The sequence below is a fragment of the Pedobacter sp. Bi126 genome (assembly GCF_918698245.1).
Classification (GTDB): domain Bacteria; phylum Bacteroidota; class Bacteroidia; order Sphingobacteriales; family Sphingobacteriaceae; genus Pedobacter.
In genome coordinates this window covers 180,715-197,679 of the sequence record NZ_CAKKMS010000002.1, presented here as the reverse complement: position 1 = coordinate 197,679, position 16,965 = coordinate 180,715, and the positions used below count along the sequence as shown (strand labels likewise).

Sequence of the window (16,965 nt, the reverse complement as noted above, 5' to 3'; positions counted from 1 at the left end):
TCAAATTATATTTTAGATACGTTAGCTAATTGTTATCTGTCGATAGCTGCACAAACTGCAGGCAGGTAGGTGCACCTACCTGAGCGGCCACCCCGCGATAGCTTAGTTTTCCGTTTTGAGGAGAGATCTCAAAAGAGGTAACTGAATTTCCCTTCTCATTGGCAGCAAAAAGATAGCTTCCGGAAGGATCGATTGCGAGGTAGCGGGGCCCTTTGGCACCGGAAGGTATTCTCTGAATTTCCTTTAAGGCGCCAGTATGTTCATTGATCGCAAAAATGATAATCTCATCTGCATCGCCACGGTTGCTGGCATAAAGATACCTGCCGCTACGATCGATTTTTATATCAGCAGCTTCGCGTCCGTTTGGTACCAGATTATTCGCTACCGTATACCTGAAGATCCATTTATCCAGCTTCTCTTTTTCAAACACGAAAATATCTGCGCTGAGTTCGCAGATCACGTAGAACCACAATCCGGTTGGATGTAAAGCCATAACCCTCGGTCCAGAGCCACCAGGCAGCGAAATAAAAGGATGTTTTGCAAATATAAGCGGCTGTCTGGCTGAGGGATCGTAACGGCAGACATACACCCTATCGGTGCCCAAATCGGCTATAAGAAGTATCCGCTGCTCTGATAACAAAAGCGAACTATGAACATGCGATGCTTCCTGCCGATCCTGAACCGGCCCGGAGCCGCTAAATTCAACGAGCTGAAAAGGCCCAAACAGTTTCCCCCCATCCGTAAAGGGCAGCACGGCCAAACTTCCACCCACATAGTTGGCCGAAACAGCAAATTTGCCCGCCCAGTCTACTGTTATATGGCAGGCTCCAGGACCTTCGTATAATACTTTGCTAAGTAAGATCGGCTTCGCCCCGGAAATCGTTTGGAAAGTGACCATAGCCGAATAATCGGCCTTTTTAGTTTCACTAATGGCAAACAAAAACTGCCCATTTTCATTTGGAACAATGAAGGAGGGATTTTCTATCCCACAAACCGAATCCAACAAACTCAGTGTACCATCAGTGTTGTTAAAAGCATACCGAAAAATGGATTCCTGATCTGCCGCAGCGTAGCTACCAATTAGAAGATGAGTTTCTACCTTGCTTCCCATACCTGGTTGATTAAATATTTAAATAATCTGCAAACTTGGACGGATTTTCAAATTAACCACATCACATGCCGGTGGCTGAGCGATACAGAAGGCTATGGCCCAAGCAATATCTTCTGCCCGGAGCATTTCCTGATTGCTGATCTGTTCTTGCTTTTCCTCCATACTGGCCTCCTGCATATCGGTATCAACTGCACCAGGTTCAATAAGGAAAATCTTAATACCCATCGGATTAACTTCTTTACGCAGCGACTCTGAAAATCCCTGGATTGCTGCCTTGGTGGCAACATAAACAGCGCTACTCTCTTCTCTTACGTCAGCACTCATTGAGCCGATATTGATAATCTGGCCGAAGCCCTGTTCTTTAAACCTTACAATCGCCTCTTTGCTACAGGCCATGTAAGCCAATAAATTGGTATCCAAAATATACTGCCAGTCTTCGTATCCTCCGTCAAGTATACTTCCATATCCCAGGGCGGCGTTGTTGATCAATATATCCAGTCCGCAAAGCTGTTGATCGGCTGCTTTAAAGAGCCGCTCAACGCCTTCTTCACTAGAAAGATCAACAGCTATACCAAAACTGTTTAATCTGTTTTTCGCCGCAATCGCCTGCAACGTTTCATCTATCTGCTCCTGATGACGACCACAAATAATACACTGGGCACCTAACGAACCGAGTAAAATCGCTGTTGCCCTTCCAATGCCTGTGCTGCCACCGGTGATCATAATTTTTTTACCTAGAAAGGCACTGCTGAAATAAGAATTAAAATCTTCCATAGTTTTTATTTAATTGTTAACAATTACTTTATCAGAGATTTGCTGAAGGATACTACCCAGGGTATTTCTTAAAACCGATCTGGGAAACACTTCCAAGCACTCAGGAGGCAACCAATTCCCCAAAGGATAATCTATAGATTGTTTCCGGTCTTGTCGGTCATTCAGCTTTTTTTATCTAAAACCCATCAGCGTCTGTATATTTTTACCCTCATTGCCTCTCTATACTATTAACCTGCCCGAAGCTAGGTTTGTTGAGGCAGAAACTACCTGTTTTGTATGTGGTTAATACCGTAACTTCTGTAACTGGCTTAACACTTTAACCCTTTGTATCATCCGTTTTTACAAAAAAGCTTATTCTGCACGTTGAAATACGGGGGCTTTTCTGTTGCAAATACGCATTTTGTGCTTCTATCAAACCGAAATTCCAGAAGAGGTGTTGAGCATTTAATCAGCTCGAACAAAGGTTATAGCAGGATCAATCATAAAAACATGAAAAAAGAAGAAATACATTGGGGTGATTGGCACCGCATCCTCATGGGCACCGCACCCACAGAATTTTTATTTGAAGTGCTGATCAGGACAATTATCATTTATCTGTTTCTACTGGTAACCCTCAGGTTAATGGGTAAGAGAATGGGCGGGCAACTGACGATTTCGGAACTGGCAGTGATGCTTACGCTGGGTGCAATCGTGTCTGTAGCCATGCAGATACCAGACAAAGGTTTGTTACAGGGAATTCTGGTACTTTTTTGTGCTTTTGCTTTTCAACGTGGTATCACCTACCTGGCCGCCAAAAACCATAAAATAGAGCTCCTAACCCAGGGTAGCGAATCGTTATTGATCAAAGACGGGGTAATGCTCGCTACCAAACTCGACAGCATGAAAATCTCTCGCGAGCAGCTGCTTGCTGTGCTGAGAAACCAGCATATATACAATTTGGGCGAGGTACAAAGGGTTTATCTGGAAGCCTGTGGTATTTTTTCTGTTTTTAAATACGACCAACCGAAACCTGGATTAAGCCTGGTTCCACCTGCTGATTGCAAGGCGGGAGAAGAATTTAATATAGTTGGGGAATCCTTAATCTGCCTGGAGTGCGGAAATCCTGCCCCTGAACAATCAAGCTATGAAAAAAACTGTACAAACTGCCACTCAGAAAACTGGGGCCAGGCTGTTATCGCAAAATGATTATGAAAGAATACGAAATTAAACTCACTGACCTTCAACGCATCCTTCAGGGTGAAGTTCCTTTTCATTTTTTTATTGAGGTTATCCTCCGTACTGCCGTTATATACCTGATCCTGATGGTATCGATGAGGCTGATGGGCAAACGGATGTCTTCTCAACTCAGCCGTAATGAGATGGCAGCGGTAGCATCGCTCGCCGCCGCCATCGGAGTACCATTGATGAATCCTGACAGGGGCCTGCTACCTGCAGTAGTTATAGCAATGGTAATCATCGCGCTTCAGGTATTAATTGCCAAAATTGCTAGAAAAAGCAAAAAGTTCGAATCATTAACACAGGGAAAATACAATATTTTAGTTAAGGATGGGGTGCTAAACCATAAGGCTATGTTACTAACCCGTATTACAAGAGACAGGGTGCTTTCACAGCTAAGGTCGCAGGGAATCAGCCACCTTGGAATGGTTAAGCGCCTGTACTTTGAAGCAGGGGGAACTTTTAGCCTACTTCAGCAATCAGAACCAGTGCCCGGGCTGTCCTCAATCCCTGATTGGGACAGGGAAATGTCAGCTAAAATCCATCAACAAAGTATGCATAAAGTCTGTAAATTCTGTGGCAATTACCATACCGGGGCAAAGGACAATAGATGCGAAAACTGCGGAAAGGATAGCTGGGTTTACGCGGTAAGTAACCTCAACAATCACTAAAACTGGTTGCATGTAAATAACAACAAAGCTGAGTGGTATTAATTAAAGCGATAGCGCTCGGCCTCATCTCGATCTACGTATTGCTCCGGTCGAGAGGATTCATTGTAAACCTTTCCATCCATACGAATAAATACGGAACAAATTCAGGAATTTATCAGCTTCATTCGGGTATTTCACCCCTAAACCAGCGCAATAAAAAAAAGGTTATCAATAGAAAGAAAAGATAAAAGTTATGAAAACACTAAAAACACTGATGATGGTAACCTTTACCATATTATGCCTACAGGCTTGTAAAAAGGACAACGATGAAAATTACGCGATGGATAACCAGTCTTTTGTAACTCAAGCCTCGAGCAGTAACAGTTTCGAGATACAGGCAGGCGCAATCGCTACACAAAAAGCACAAAACGCTGCGGTAAAACATTATGGTGAGCACATGACAACAGATCATACCGCCGTAGGAAACGAAATGAAATCGCTTGCGGCGGGAAAAGGATGGACTATACCAACTACATTACAGCCCAAGGAGCAGGCAAACCTTGATAAGCTGAACAACACAGATCCATCATTATTTGACAGGGAGTTTATGAAGATAATGGTTGCCTCCCATCAGGACGCGATTACGCTGTTTTCTAACGCGGCTGGTGATATGGGGGGTTACGATGCAGACTTAAGATCATTTGCCGGAGCAAAGCTACCTTCACTTAAGACCCATCTCGAAGAAGCGGTGAAACTGCAGGCCCAGATCAAATAGCCAGACAAGTTAACCACCTGTTTAACAACTAAAATATAATAATCCAAAGATGAAAGACAGCAAAAAAGCAAAACACGGGCTGGAAGATGAGCCCCTTGGCAATGAAGATCAGAAAGCCGAAGACGGACCTAAATCATTTGAAGACAAACGGCCCGCCGATCTGGAAATCCCAAAAGGGGATCATCCAAATACAGATACCAGCCGTAACCCGTCTGATTGGGAAAAAGAGCTGGGCGAATAACAAATAATATGGGCTGCGACCAATTAGCAGATTATAGACGCAGATCCGCAAGTATAAATAACTAACAAAATCAATTATGTTCCATCATTCAAAAGACCTACAATTTAATGCAAGGGTATCCAAACCGGATCCTGCATTTGCAAACATCCTGCTAGAACAGTTCGGTGGCGAAAATGGAGAACTCGCAGCTGCTATGCAGTATTTTACACAGGCATTTAATGCCAAACAGCCCTATCCGGATAAGTACGACATGCTGATGGATATTGCAACAGAGGAGTTTTCGCACCTTGAAATAGTGGGTGCAACTATTCAGATGCTGCTTAAGGGCGTTAACGGAGAATTGAAAAGAGCTGCAGACTCTTCTGAAATTATGCAGGTGCTGGAAGGTAAGGCTGCAATGGAAGATATTATTCATAGTGCCCTTACAGCAAATCCACAGTTCCCAGTCATTACCGGAGGAGGACCAACACTTCGCAACAGCCAGGGTATTCCATGGTGTGCCTCTTATATTCATTCTAATGGCGATTTAACCGTAGACCTTAGAAGCAACCTGGCCTCAGAATCGAGGGCCAAGCTGGTGTATGAACACCTCATGAAGTTTACAACAGACCCTTATGTAAAAGATACGCTTTCCTTTTTAATGACAAGGGAAATTGCACATTACAAAATGTTTGAGGCCGCCCTGAAAACGATACAGCCCAACTTCCCCCCAGGAGTTTTACAATCAGATCCAAGGTTTACACAGCAATACTTTAACCTTTCTACGCCAACAAGCTCCAGGGGGCCATGGAACGAGGGAAATATGCCTAAGATGGATAAAGAGTGGGAATACATACCCGATCCGGCAGCTTATGTTAAAACAACATCAGGCCTCAGCGCTGAGGATGTCAATCTCAATACAGAAATTGAGGAAGCAAATGCATTTAGTATTCAGTTGGGCGAAATCCGGAGTCTGGAAGTCAAATCTTCAGAACCTGTAGGAACCGCAACATGGAGCGATTATAATACTGGATTAACATCCATTTGACATGGCAAATACCGAACCGATACAAACCTGGTGTATTAGCTCAGGTTTGATCGGTGGCGTATTAAAAATCAATGACATAACATCACCATGAAAGACAACAAAAAAAATAAAGGCCCGAAAAAACAAGAGAAGGAAAACAGCAACCTTTCCCTTGAAGATGAGATCGTTAAAACACTTCAGAAAAAAAATGAACAGATTAAAAGTGGAGCAGAACAAATAGATCAAAGCGAAAGCAAAGACAAGGGATCAATGGGTTTTGACAAGCAGTCGGTTTCCTGGCCATAATAACCAGCTAATATTAGCAATCCTGCTTACAAAAACAGGATTGCTTTCTTGCAGCCAATACATCTTATTTACCTCGGATACAGCAGATTACTTAATGATGCGAATAATGAAAAAACAAAACTGTCCCCTTCCTAATGGTAAACTTATGCTCATCGGAGGCGCTGAAAATAAATCACCTACCGAACTGACCGATAAATCTGTTCTGTCAGCCTTTATTGAACTGTGTGGCAAATCTCCTGTTATTGAAATTATTACCACGGCAGGCTTGGAAGAAGTTAACGATACCTATAACATATATGCAACCTGCTTCAGTGCGCTTGGTGCTAGCGCAACTGGCCATATCCACCATGAGAACCGTCCGTTGGATGCTGATCTGGCCGAACGTATTGACAAGGCGAACGGCATTTTCTTTACCGGGGGCGACCAGCTTAAACTCACCGCGATATATGGAGGAACTGAAATAATGGGGCAGATAAAAAACAGGTATATCTATAGCGGACTGATCGTTGCAGGAACAAGCGCAGGCGCAATGGCGATGTCTACCCCAATGATTTTTGACGGCACAGGCAAGAACGAGATGGTGGCTGCAGGGGTAAAAGTTACCACTGGATTCGAGTTTCTAAGAGATGTTTGTGTAGATACACATTTTGTTCACCGCGGACGTTTTGTACGGATGGCCCAGGTGATTGCTACCAACCCAGCCTCGATAGGCATAGGTATTGAAGAGAATACGGCAATTATAGTTACCGAGGCTTTTAATTGCGAGGTAATTGGTAATGGAGTTGTGATATTGTTGGATGGCGAAGGAAGCAACGGCTCGAATATCACCTCGTTCGACGATGATCTAAAAATCACCATCCGTGATTTGAAAGTATCAGTTATGTCGATGGGTGAAAAGTTTGTTATTCCATGCAGGAATATCCCTCACCTTTGAGCCAACCGGTCTCCGTAAAAGGAAATCGATTCTCCTTACCTGCTTTCTTCTTTCCAGGAAAATGGCGTTAACAGAAAAGCATTACTGGCATATAGCGGTTAAGGTAGATTCTTTTATACATAACTACATCAGGAACAATTATTTACATATTAACGCTGACCAAAAAAAATCATAAATGGAATAAGGAACCAACAGAAAACTATCATTTACTTATATATTAAATTTTGAAATTATGTTAGCAATGAACTATCGCGGACCTTACAGGGTACGTACCGTTGAGCGGCCAATGCCTGAAATCCTACATCCCGAAGATGCGATTGTGCGGGTTACAAGGACTTGTATCTGTGGGTCGGATCTCCATCTTTACCATGGGATGGTACCCGATACACGTGTTGGGTCTACATTCGGCCACGAGTTTACCGGAGTTGTGGAAGAAGTTGGCCCCTTAGTAACCAATGTCAAAGTCGGCGACCATGTACTTGTACCTTTCAATATCGCCTGCGGAAAGTGTAATTTTTGCAAGCAGGGACTTTACGGAAACTGCCACGAATCCAATACAATGGCCACCGCTGTGGGTGGCATTTTCGGGTATTCGCACACTGCAGGTGGCTTTGATGGCGGGCAGGCAGAATATGTTCGGGTGCCCTACGCAAATGTTGGTCCAACGGTCATCCCGCCTGATATGGATCCAGATGATGCAGTGCTATTGACAGATGTGGTGCCAACAGGTTACCAGGCAGCCGAAATGGGTGGCATAAAAGAAGGCGATACGGTGGTTGTGTTCGGCGCAGGCCCAATAGGAATAATGGCCGCCAGGTGCGCCTGGTTTTTTGGCCCTTCCAGGGTGATCATTATCGACCATGTTGACTACCGGCTTGAGTTTGCAAAAAATTATGCAAAGTGCGAAGCCTACAATTTTAAATCTATGGATGATCCTGTAGTTTTCCTAAAAAAAACAACCGACTGGTATGGGGCAGATGTGTGTATTGATTGCGTAGGTTGCGAAGCCGAAGGAAATGCACTCCAAACTTTTACCGGTAAAGTGACCCTGATGCAGGCCGGAGCGGCAACTGCGCTTCAATGGGCTATAAACTCAGTAAAAAAAGGTGGAATCGTTTCGGTAGTTGGCGTTTATGGTCCACCGTTTAATTACGTTCCTATTGGCAATATACTCAATAAAGGTATCACACTGAGAGCAAACCAGGCATCAGTTAAAAGGCTTCTACCACGCCTGATCGATCATGTTCAATCTGGCAGGCTTAATCCAAAGGGCCTTATCACCCATAGGGTTCCATTGGAGGAAATTTCGGAGGCTTACCGGATCTTTTCTTCCAAACTGGATGAATGCATTAAAACTGTACTTATTCCATCAACTAAACCTTAATATTATGAACAATCAAAATCAAGACTTCAAAAATATTCCCGGATGGGGTATGGATATTGATCCAGACAATGAACCCACCTATCCGATTAAAAACTATACCGGAGACGACCACAACCGGAGCAATTATGAAAAAGCTGAACAACAGCCTGTAAATATTGAGCTTCTTAAGTCTAATGAGCGGCCACGGCCCAGCGCAGTGTTCGGAACCTCCGTTCCCCCTTCAGGACTCAGCGGTGCGATACGCAGATATGCTTTTAAGCATAGCGAGGACAGATACCGCCACTGGATACCATTAATCCTCGCAGACAGGATAAATGCCTGGGAAGGCATCATTGATGACTTTAAAAAAGGCACAATCCCGAATATTGTAAAAGAAAGGGGCTGGAAATCAGAATTCAGGTATAATCCTGTCAATATGATAGGCAAGGCGGCAATTACCCTCGCCGTAGGTGGCCTGATGATCAAGTATCTTTGCAAAAGAAAATAATAAAAAAAGAACCTGCCCTGGGACTAAAGGTGCCCAAGGCAGGTCCGATTTCTTCACCGTTATATTTCCTTATGCTATAATTTGGTCGGTCCCGATAAAAGCATTCAAAATGTTACTGCCCATCACGCGGACCCGGATAAGCCCGAGGGTCAGTACCGCGCTGTTCTTCCTTATCTACGTCTTTATCCGAACGGTTATTCCTCAGTTCAGTAATTGCATCATCCTCTCCCGCTCCTTTGATTATATCTTCTGCGGGTGGCCTCACTGGTGTAAGTGATCCGTTTTCGGATGCTTCTTTTAGATGATCATCTTTACGCTTTTCCATAATTTTTATTCATTTCTACATCGTTGTGGGCATAATTAATACTAGCTTGCGGCCAAATAATTTTTAATCTGGAGGGGTGCCCATCACCGTACTATCCTTGGTGGTTCCTTTCCTGCTTTTTGCAGTACCATCACCTCCAAAAGAATCGAGCCTGCTGCTATCCTGAAGACTAGAATCTGCACCTGTCGACTTGCGATCGTTTTCTGTTCGATCAGCGTGGCAGCCCATACTGGCCATCACTGCAGCTGTTGCTATAGCAAAAATATATTTTCTCATAAATTATTAATTAAGACAACAATGAATCTCCTGATACCTCACAATTCAATTTGAGCTGAAGTACATAACAATAAAAACATCAGAAAGCAGAATTCTGCTTTCTGATGTGATGTCATCCACCTGAGATATCGGTTTTGATTACCATTCTGGCCCGGTTAACCGAGCCCTGGATTTCCCGTGCTTTCATCGATGTCAAGCTCACTGGGGTCAGGCTGTTCATCCTCGGATGATCCGTCCGTGCCCTCAACATTTTCTGTGTCCCCTGATGACTGTTCTGGGGACTGTTCGTTATCTGAATCTCCTCCAAGGGTATTGTTTTCCTGGGTTTCTTCATTGCCAATATCCTGTCCAGAATTTTGGTCTGTACCACCGTCTTGTCCGATTTCTGTCTCTTGCGATGTAGATTGATCTTCCTGTTCCATTTTTTTGTGATTTAAGTTTAAAATATGCCAATGTTTAGTGAAGGGCAGAACAACAGCCCGGTATGGTCTACCTGGTTGGCAACCCAGCTAGCCTATTGTCTTTGCTGTTGAGTACCTGTACTTCCATTCTGAGCAGTGGAATCGGTGGTGGTGCTTGTACTCGTGCTATCACGGCTTGTGCTGTCCTGCATAGGGTCTGTAGCACTCATTGAGCTCATTGAAGTATCACTGGAAGTTGAATCGCTGCTTGATGAGCGATTTTCGGAGTTACAGGCCATTACTATTGAAGTTAATGCGGCTGCGAGTAATAAAATCTGCTTTTTCATATCTGATAAATTGTTATAGTAAAAATCCTTTACCTGATCAAAAAGTTTTTTTTTCGGATGCAAAGCTTATAAAACGGGGGTTAACCGCAGGCTTGACGAAGTATTTATTCTATTAGTTCCCGTAAAAAAACATCCGGTATGTTACCGTGCAATTGAATTCAAAAATTTCAAAGAAAGATTAAAATTGGCGTACCTGGAGCTAATCCCATTGTGGGAGATGGAAATGGTTGACTGTTCTGTTGAATAATAGTTCTTGAATGTTCCTACAGACATAAATCCCAGGTTATATCAAAATGTTATTTAATGAGGTTCTTTAGGATTTAGCTTAAAAATGGTTAATATTCTTGATCCCAAACTAATCCCAATAAAAAACAAAAATCACCGTGACAAAACAAGCAAACAAAATTACGAGATTTAAAAGCGGTGGAAAACTTCAAATACCGCCGTCGGAAACGAAATGAAGTCTCTCGCAGCGGCAAAAGGATGGACTATACCAATTGCATTACAGCCCAAGGAGCAGGCGAACCTTAATAAGCTGAACAATACAGATCAATCATTATTCGATAGCGAATTATATTCAAAGCTGTATTTTAAAGTGAAGGGTATGCCATCCGGGTTGATTACTTTTATTCCGTTGGTATTTAGGTTTGATCTGTTTTTTTAAAAAAGATCAAACTGCCTGGCTTTCACCAAAGAATTATATCAACTTTGCTGGCCCCATTGCTTTCACTAACCTGAATATATATAGAATCTGTAGTGCAAAATAAATTAAAATCGCTATTGACAAGACACCTTCCGTGAAATCATTCAAGTTGTCATGAAGTTGATTGGTAATCAGATATTGAATCCTTGTTGTTTTAAACCCGATCTCCTCATTTGAGGTAATCGTCAACAAACAACTGAGTAATTGAGCAATGCTGACCCATAAGTATAATTTGCCCAATGTGACTTTAGCATATCTTAGTACAAGATAGTTGAATAGCATAAAAAAAATGGTAACATAATCTACTAATCTAGTGTAGTCATTATGAAAATATCTTGGTGTTAAAAAAATTATTAATAACACGCAAATATTTAAGAAGTAAGAAATTGCATTCATTTTCATTTGATTTCGGTCGGCTTTTGCATTTTCAGCGTTTGTCTGATTTTCTCTACCCATTCCATCCCAATGTTCCCAGGGCATGGCCTAGCGGGCAAAAACTCTTGATGGCCACCAAGATATTTGATGCCATATTCTGATTTGAGATACCTGGATAGCTGAAATAATGATTCTATCATTGGATCAGTTGCCTCCCCATCTCCCATGAACTCTTCCGCATAACGTTCGACTAGCGACAGTCCCGCGTCTTTCGTGTCTAAATCGACCATTAACACAATACCAATATTCCCAGTATTGCCATTATCTACATGAGAGCCCTTAATGTTTATTGGACGTCCCTCATATATTTTTCCATCCTTGTCGATGGCAAAATGGTAGGGAATATCGGCATACTTATCTGCCTGTTCTTTATCTTGAAGATCTTTTATGTTCATGAAATTGTCCCCGTTTCCTGAATGATGTATTGTGATCTGATTGTAATAAACTGATAGATTTACATTTACTTTGTCCCATTTACGACCTCCCGTAGTAATTGGTGCCTTTGCACCCCAAGCTTTCCTACTTATAATTTTAGGCTTATCCGGTTTGTCATCATCCTGTGCGGCCGCAGCAATCTTCAGCGGCCTTAATATGGCCTCAATTTCTCTGGATCGGTGATCACATCATGCCCGTTTGCATCAACCGACCACATTCCGTCTGGATCTACAAAACGAACGGGGTTGTTCAATGCGTACACGTGCGGCGACCATCTCCTGCCCAATTCCGCAAGCGGATCCACGGCGCTCCACCTGTCAATTACCGGATCGTAGAACCTTGCTCCGTATCTGAGTAATAAACAATCAGCTAGTTTTTTTTCTTATCCTATATTTGCCATACAAAACATTAATTATAATAAATATTGCAGTAGCGTAACAGGCGAGCCCCAATTCCAACAATAATATTTCGGCATGCCCAAACTCAAGATGAATATGTTTCTCTCGGAGAATTTGATGAATATTAATCAACCAATCGATATAAAAATAGATGCCTATCAGATAGGCTGGAAGAAATAAAATAGACCATAAAATGTTTATTTTTAGTAAGACTTTTTTAAAAAAAACCGACAGGATTAAAAAGACTAGGTACAATCCAATTAGTATAATTATCTCTTTCATTTATCAGTTCTTATGTTTTTAAATAAATTGGTTTTGGGAAGGGGAGAGTTACTGTTCTGAAACCATGCTAAATAAATATTTGTTATATTCTGAAGATTACTTTGCTTTCCAGGATATATCATTTCTTTTTGTACATGAGTAACTTGTTGCCAGACAGTTTCTTTTCCATCCCACTGCTGAAACCCGCCATGAGCTGGGGACGTAGCATCTTGTAACGTATGCAGGCCGACACCGAACTCAAAATAAGCTTCCGCTATCTTTCCTTCTTTGAGCAAGGTCTTTGCCTTTGTAAACTGTGACCTAACAAAATTATCGGCTTTTGCCATCGCTTGTTCAATAGTTTCCCCGTTATTTCTCATGCCATGCCTATAAGAGTATGCACCTATCTGAAACTCATCACCATCTGCGTAAACAGTTGCTCTGTCAAGTGCCTCTAATGCCCAAACATTTGCTTTCGCTTCGTTGATATTTTTTGGCCTTCCTTTTCTATAGACAGCATTTTTATTAGCTGTTTGATGAACAAAGAAGCCTCCTTTTGAAGCCCATCTATTTTCTGAACCTCCTTCGTCTTCCTCATCCCCCTCCACAGCCGCAGCAATCTTCAGCGGCCTCAATATGGCCTCAATCTCATCTGGATCGGTAATCACCTCATGCCCTTTAGTATCGACTGCCCACATTCCGTCAGGGTCGATATAGCGGATGGGATTGTTCATCGCGTAAACGTACGGAGACCATCTCCTGCCCAGCTCGGCAAGCGGATCAACCGCACTCCATCTTCCTATCACTGGATCATAGAACCTTGCCCCGTAATCTTATTCTTTTCTCACACGCGAAACATGTGCCAGCTTAGTTACTCGATTTTAATTACATCATTCGCTTTAACCGTTAAGACATCTAAAGTTTCATTCATTTCATCAACAAACTCTACTTCGAAAGTCGAAGGAAAATCGGAGTAAATAATTAGAACAGTGCCTCTACATCCTTTGAAGACCTTATCATTTAAAGACTTTAAAGACTTTACAATATCATATTCCTTTATCATATTTTCGTGAGAATTACCTATTTAACTGGAAATGCTGTAATTAATCTAACAACATTATCATTATTTTTAATCCAAGCTGTCATAACTTCAATTGTTCGTCCATTGGCCCCAGTAACTTTTATAACTTGATTAAACTTAGTTCCATATTGGGTTACAGCGGTTTGAACAGCTTTACCAGAATCGAACACTAATTGTTTCGCTAATCCCGCTGAATTTGCTTGAGTATAACCCAGTGCTTGTTGAAACCATTTTGCTTTGCTTGCTCCAACGGCATGTTCAGCATTTAGTAAATAACCAGCTAATTTTTCTTCTACAGATAACTGAGATAAAAGAGATAAACTTCCTTTTGGCCCAAAAGGAGGATTGATCTCAAATTTAATATAGGACAGATGAACAGGGTTACCATCATTATCATAGTTTATCCCCTCATAATCCCTTCCTCCATTAAGGCTATTCCAAAGCCTTCCATACCAACTGGTTACTTTATTAATGCGAGGGGCTTTCTTTAGCAACGTCTCCGAATCAAATGGGTCCTGCTTCTTTTTATTGGGTGGATCCTGTTGTTGACTAGACGAAGAATATTGACTTTGTAATTGTCGAACCATAGCCTGAGCTTCTTCTGCATTATCAGAACTCACATTTCCATAAGCATCTGTAGTTTGCATTCCATCAGGATCAACAAACCTGATAGGGTTGTTATTTCCATACACATATGGAGAGAACCGTCTGGACGTTTCCGCCATCGGATCCACCACATTCCATCTTCCTATCACTGGATCATAGAACCTTGCCCCGTAGTCGTAAACATCTAGTTCTTCCTGTTCCTCTTTGCCGTTGTAAAGATATTTATTACCACCTCCGTAAGCAGGGCTCCTTTTTCCAAAAGCAAAATAGTTGTCTTCCTGCAGTTTCCTTACGGCTCCTGCATAAATATCGAAACTATATCGCACATTTCCAAGGTGGTCGGTCAGATCGTACTGGTAGCTGTAGGTGCCGCCGTTGTTCAGCGCCCTGCCCTCCTCAGTCTGGATAAAATCTATCGTCCCGTTAGTATAGTGTATACCGCCCACATAATCTGTAGTTCCGGTGGCGGTGCTCACCTTCTTAAGCTTCTGCCCCATGGAGTTATAGGTATAGGCAACCACGGTGCTGCCGATCGTGGCCGTTTGCGGAAGGTTAAGGTAGTTGTAGCTTAGTCCCGCTCCCGTACGCCCGTCGGTGGTCGCATTGCCGTTCACATCGTATGCATATTGCCCTGTGGCAAGCTGCCCGCCAGAGATATTCACCAGCTGGTACCCATTATAATTATATGTTCCCGTCTTTGTCAAGGCTCCATCAGTCCTGGTCAGGCTGGCAATATTGCCCATCTCATCATAGCTAACGATTTCGCTCATGGTAAACGATCCAGCTGTTGTTGAACCGTTTACCAATCTGTTCAGCTTGTCGTATTGGTAGGTAAAAACATTGGCGAGGCCACTGCCCCAACGCTGGTTGCTGATGTTGCCGTTATATTGCGGATATGTTCCATCTTCATACTTCAGTTCTAAGTTAAATTCGTTCGAACTGCTGGTTCTGAGCCATCCCCGTTCGTTGTATCCAAATGTTGTCTCCTGCATGAACGCCCCGGACGAGATCTGAGCCACGAAGGTGCTTCCTTGGGCCGCAGCAAAGCCCTCCGATAAGGTAATGCTGGTCGAGGCCGTTATAGTGCGAGACTGGCCACCAGACAAGGCATCTGTACTGCCGAGAACCACATTCGCATCGCTTGGGGCGACACTGCCATGCAGGCTCTTTTTCTTAAGCTGCCCAATCTCATTGTACTCAAGTTTGTTCAACACTACTGCTCCTTGTTTATTGATATTCGAAGTGGTTGTCAATTTCCTGCCGATATGATCGTTGGTAAAGGTATTCTCAATAATAGTAGTATGAGGCGTTAGCGCACCGTCAACGTGTGTTCTGGTAACTGCTGTAAGTTCTCCTGCAAAATTATAGGCATTATCAATGATGTCTATGCCATCGACATTGTTCTGTGTCCATGTATGCACAATCCTGCCCATGTCGTCATAACAAAAAACTGTCCACAGCCATTTATCGGTACTACCAAGCACTTTTATCTTGGTTGCGGTCGGCATCCCGCGCAGCATCGTGCTGTAGCCCGATGGCTGGTAGGGAATGCCCGGGATATTGTAGTCGTCGTAGTAATTTACCAAATGGGGCTGAAGGTTAGGCAAAAATGATGGGCAGCTCAGGTTATTATACCCATGGTAATTTGCCGCTGTATTGTCTCGTGTCTCCCAATATGGAACAAGGGTATTCACTGTGGTCTGCACTTCGGCACGTGTTCCATGTTGGCCGATCTCTATGCCCGTCATCACCGTTCGGCCCAGTGCATCATATTTGATGAAGCTCCTGGTCGCGCCGTCCCGCTGCACGGCATCCTGAGTAAAAACAACTTGATCCAGCGGATTGTAGATTACTTCCTCCCAGCCCTTGCCGGGAATTTTCTTTCGGATGATCCGGTCGCGCTGGTCATACTCATAGATATAGATCAGATCGACATTGGGCTCAGTATCTACTAAATAGAAGAAGTTTTTGAAATGTAGGCCAGACTCGTTCACTGCGGGCGGCATTACATATCGCAACCGCCCTCGATCGTCATAACAGTAATACGTATCTAACTTTTTGCTCTCCGTCTCCCATACCCGCTTTAAGAACACCCGACCTAGCTTATCTTTAAATTCATCAATCGTACCTGCTTTCCCCGACACCCAGTTCTCGTCCTTCGAGCTTGTTTTGATCGCCGCCCCGGGCGAAAGGCTAGCTCCTACTCCGATAACCGAACCATCGGGCGAAAACCCCCACGTACGTATATTATCATCAGCAGTATTGGCACTATACTCCAACTTCACCGTATGTCCAGATCCGGTAGGGCCAAAAGTTTGTGGTTGCCATACGCCACCTGTACCGCCCTGCTCTAAAATTCTTTCTAATGGAGATGCCTCAACTATTGTACTGTTGTAAGGATAAGCGGTTTTAATAACATTCGGATCCCAACCAGAGGTACTGTAAAATGCAGCTTGATTCGTTGATGCCGTAGACCTGTAGCTACCATCGTTTCCGCTTTGTTCTGCATAAGGCAGATACTTTTGCGTTTCGCGGCCCATATTATCGTATACTTGGAAGCTGATGACGTCTTTTTTAGTTGGACTAGCCTGCCATCCAATAGTTTGGATTGGTCTACCGAGACCGTCCATATACCTAATATTACGATTGGCACTCTCAACGGGAAGGCTCGAAAGTGATGTTACAGTTTTTTTGCCGGCAGTTTTTACAATCGTTTCCACCACGTAGTTACGCGATGACGTCGGCGCCTGTGCTTTTGCCCCAAGATGCAGGAAGCATAGCGTATATATATAAAGAAGAGGTCTTTTCATTGGA

19 protein-coding genes and 2 pseudogenes are annotated in these 16,965 nt (G+C 43.2%); 9 read left to right on the top strand and 12 right to left on the bottom strand.

Annotated elements, in window-relative coordinates; translation table 11 throughout:
- Window positions 1–25: 25 nt before the first annotated feature.
- Together LQ201_RS06050 and LQ201_RS06045 are read right to left on the bottom strand one after the other, a co-directional pair.
- Entirely contained in the window at window positions 26–1,111 is a 1,086-nt protein-coding gene (locus LQ201_RS06050) for a lactonase family protein (RefSeq protein ID WP_230140112.1), read from the bottom strand.
- Between the two features lie 18 nt (window positions 1,112–1,129).
- Window positions 1,130–1,885, bottom strand: a complete 756-nt coding sequence (locus LQ201_RS06045; RefSeq protein ID WP_230140110.1) for an SDR family oxidoreductase — start codon at window positions 1,883–1,885, stop codon at window positions 1,130–1,132.
- A 489-nt stretch (window positions 1,886–2,374) separates the two neighbouring features.
- Here LQ201_RS06045 and LQ201_RS06040 point away from each other — a divergent pair, with 489 nt between their 5' ends.
- From LQ201_RS06040 to LQ201_RS06000, 9 genes are all read left to right on the top strand, one after another.
- Window positions 2,375–3,070 (top strand): DUF421 domain-containing protein, encoded by a 696-nt coding sequence (locus LQ201_RS06040; RefSeq protein ID WP_230140108.1) that lies wholly within the window; start codon window positions 2,375–2,377, stop codon window positions 3,068–3,070.
- A 2-nt stretch (window positions 3,071–3,072) separates the two neighbouring features.
- Window positions 3,073–3,771 (top strand): DUF421 domain-containing protein, encoded by a 699-nt coding sequence (locus tag LQ201_RS06035; protein ID WP_230140106.1) that lies wholly within the window; start codon window positions 3,073–3,075, stop codon window positions 3,769–3,771.
- A 232-nt stretch (window positions 3,772–4,003) separates the two neighbouring features.
- Window positions 4,004–4,525: a DUF4142 domain-containing protein gene (locus tag LQ201_RS06030; protein WP_230140098.1), complete on the top strand. Its 522-nt coding sequence runs from the start codon at window positions 4,004–4,006 to the stop codon at window positions 4,523–4,525.
- Window positions 4,526–4,574: 49 nt separating this feature from the next.
- The gene (locus tag LQ201_RS06025) at window positions 4,575–4,766 is read left to right on the top strand and encodes a hypothetical protein (RefSeq protein WP_230140097.1); all 192 of its coding nucleotides are present in this window, start codon (window positions 4,575–4,577) and stop codon (window positions 4,764–4,766) included.
- A gap of 76 nt (window positions 4,767–4,842) precedes the next feature.
- A complete protein-coding gene (locus LQ201_RS06020) occupies window positions 4,843–5,793 on the top strand; it encodes a manganese catalase family protein (RefSeq protein ID WP_230140095.1) in 951 nt (316 codons plus the stop codon).
- 87 nt (window positions 5,794–5,880) lie between these two features.
- Window positions 5,881–6,078 carry a hypothetical protein gene (locus LQ201_RS06015; protein ID WP_230140093.1) on the top strand — a complete coding sequence of 66 codons (198 nt, stop codon included), beginning with the start codon at window positions 5,881–5,883 and terminating at the stop codon, window positions 6,076–6,078.
- Between the two features lie 106 nt (window positions 6,079–6,184).
- Window positions 6,185–7,012: a cyanophycinase gene (locus LQ201_RS06010; RefSeq protein ID WP_230140091.1), complete on the top strand. Its 828-nt coding sequence runs from the start codon at window positions 6,185–6,187 to the stop codon at window positions 7,010–7,012.
- A gap of 232 nt (window positions 7,013–7,244) precedes the next feature.
- Window positions 7,245–8,396 (top strand): zinc-dependent alcohol dehydrogenase, encoded by a 1,152-nt coding sequence (locus LQ201_RS06005; RefSeq protein ID WP_230140083.1) that lies wholly within the window; start codon window positions 7,245–7,247, stop codon window positions 8,394–8,396.
- Between the two features lie 4 nt (window positions 8,397–8,400).
- Window positions 8,401–8,883 carry a hypothetical protein gene (locus tag LQ201_RS06000; RefSeq protein WP_230140081.1) on the top strand — a complete coding sequence of 161 codons (483 nt, stop codon included), beginning with the start codon at window positions 8,401–8,403 and terminating at the stop codon, window positions 8,881–8,883.
- A 112-nt stretch (window positions 8,884–8,995) separates the two neighbouring features.
- Here LQ201_RS06000 and LQ201_RS05995 read toward each other — a convergent pair whose 3' ends face one another.
- From LQ201_RS05995 to LQ201_RS05955, 10 genes and pseudogenes are all read right to left on the bottom strand, one after another.
- A complete protein-coding gene (locus tag LQ201_RS05995; RefSeq protein WP_230140079.1) occupies window positions 8,996–9,208 on the bottom strand; it encodes a hypothetical protein in 213 nt (70 codons plus the stop codon).
- Between the two features lie 63 nt (window positions 9,209–9,271).
- A complete protein-coding gene (locus LQ201_RS05990; protein WP_230140077.1) occupies window positions 9,272–9,484 on the bottom strand; it encodes a hypothetical protein in 213 nt (70 codons plus the stop codon).
- Between the two features lie 155 nt (window positions 9,485–9,639).
- Window positions 9,640–9,906 carry a hypothetical protein gene (locus tag LQ201_RS05985; RefSeq protein WP_230140075.1) on the bottom strand — a complete coding sequence of 89 codons (267 nt, stop codon included), beginning with the start codon at window positions 9,904–9,906 and terminating at the stop codon, window positions 9,640–9,642.
- A gap of 92 nt (window positions 9,907–9,998) precedes the next feature.
- Window positions 9,999–10,295 carry a hypothetical protein gene (locus LQ201_RS05980; RefSeq protein WP_230140073.1) on the bottom strand — a complete coding sequence of 99 codons (297 nt, stop codon included), beginning with the start codon at window positions 10,293–10,295 and terminating at the stop codon, window positions 9,999–10,001.
- Window positions 10,296–11,333: 1,038 nt separating this feature from the next.
- A complete protein-coding gene (locus tag LQ201_RS05975; protein ID WP_256449175.1) occupies window positions 11,334–11,795 on the bottom strand; it encodes a peptidoglycan recognition family protein in 462 nt (153 codons plus the stop codon).
- A 161-nt stretch (window positions 11,796–11,956) separates the two neighbouring features.
- Window positions 11,957–12,151 (bottom strand): annotated as a pseudogene (locus tag LQ201_RS05970) (RHS repeat-associated core domain-containing protein); the annotation flags it as partial.
- A 330-nt stretch (window positions 12,152–12,481) separates the two neighbouring features.
- Window positions 12,482–13,198, bottom strand: a complete 717-nt coding sequence (locus LQ201_RS05965) for a hypothetical protein (protein ID WP_230142004.1) — start codon at window positions 13,196–13,198, stop codon at window positions 12,482–12,484.
- Window positions 13,199–13,219: 21 nt separating this feature from the next.
- A pseudogene (locus LQ201_RS25710) lies at window positions 13,220–13,270 on the bottom strand (hypothetical protein); the annotation flags it as partial.
- Window positions 13,271–13,335: 65 nt separating this feature from the next.
- Window positions 13,336–13,527 (bottom strand): DUF4926 domain-containing protein, encoded by a 192-nt coding sequence (locus LQ201_RS25705; protein ID WP_371823035.1) that lies wholly within the window; start codon window positions 13,525–13,527, stop codon window positions 13,336–13,338.
- A 17-nt stretch (window positions 13,528–13,544) separates the two neighbouring features.
- The gene (locus LQ201_RS05955) at window positions 13,545–16,961 is read right to left on the bottom strand and encodes a DUF6443 domain-containing protein (protein WP_230140067.1); all 3,417 of its coding nucleotides are present in this window, start codon (window positions 16,959–16,961) and stop codon (window positions 13,545–13,547) included.
- Between the last annotated feature and the right edge of the window lie 4 nt (window positions 16,962–16,965).

Coding starts and splice junctions, on each gene's coding strand:
- LQ201_RS06050 (WP_230140112.1), bottom strand. CDS start 1,111: ATGGGAAGCAAGGTAGAAACTCATCTTCTAATTGGTAGCTACGCTGCG.
- LQ201_RS06045 (WP_230140110.1), bottom strand. CDS start 1,885: ATGGAAGATTTTAATTCTTATTTCAGCAGTGCCTTTCTAGGTAAAAAA.
- LQ201_RS06040 (WP_230140108.1), top strand. CDS start 2,375: ATGAAAAAAGAAGAAATACATTGGGGTGATTGGCACCGCATCCTCATG.
- LQ201_RS06035 (WP_230140106.1), top strand. CDS start 3,073: ATGAAAGAATACGAAATTAAACTCACTGACCTTCAACGCATCCTTCAG.
- LQ201_RS06030 (WP_230140098.1), top strand. CDS start 4,004: ATGAAAACACTAAAAACACTGATGATGGTAACCTTTACCATATTATGC.
- LQ201_RS06025 (WP_230140097.1), top strand. CDS start 4,575: ATGAAAGACAGCAAAAAAGCAAAACACGGGCTGGAAGATGAGCCCCTT.
- LQ201_RS06020 (WP_230140095.1), top strand. CDS start 4,843: ATGTTCCATCATTCAAAAGACCTACAATTTAATGCAAGGGTATCCAAA.
- LQ201_RS06015 (WP_230140093.1), top strand. CDS start 5,881: ATGAAAGACAACAAAAAAAATAAAGGCCCGAAAAAACAAGAGAAGGAA.
- LQ201_RS06010 (WP_230140091.1), top strand. CDS start 6,185: ATGAAAAAACAAAACTGTCCCCTTCCTAATGGTAAACTTATGCTCATC.
- LQ201_RS06005 (WP_230140083.1), top strand. CDS start 7,245: ATGTTAGCAATGAACTATCGCGGACCTTACAGGGTACGTACCGTTGAG.
- LQ201_RS06000 (WP_230140081.1), top strand. CDS start 8,401: ATGAACAATCAAAATCAAGACTTCAAAAATATTCCCGGATGGGGTATG.
- LQ201_RS05995 (WP_230140079.1), bottom strand. CDS start 9,208: ATGGAAAAGCGTAAAGATGATCATCTAAAAGAAGCATCCGAAAACGGA.
- LQ201_RS05990 (WP_230140077.1), bottom strand. CDS start 9,484: ATGAGAAAATATATTTTTGCTATAGCAACAGCTGCAGTGATGGCCAGT.
- LQ201_RS05985 (WP_230140075.1), bottom strand. CDS start 9,906: ATGGAACAGGAAGATCAATCTACATCGCAAGAGACAGAAATCGGACAA.
- LQ201_RS05965 (WP_230142004.1), bottom strand. CDS start 13,198: ATGAACAATCCCATCCGCTATATCGACCCTGACGGAATGTGGGCAGTC.
- LQ201_RS25705 (WP_371823035.1), bottom strand. CDS start 13,527: ATGATAAAGGAATATGATATTGTAAAGTCTTTAAAGTCTTTAAATGAT.
- LQ201_RS05955 (WP_230140067.1), bottom strand. CDS start 16,961: ATGAAAAGACCTCTTCTTTATATATATACGCTATGCTTCCTGCATCTT.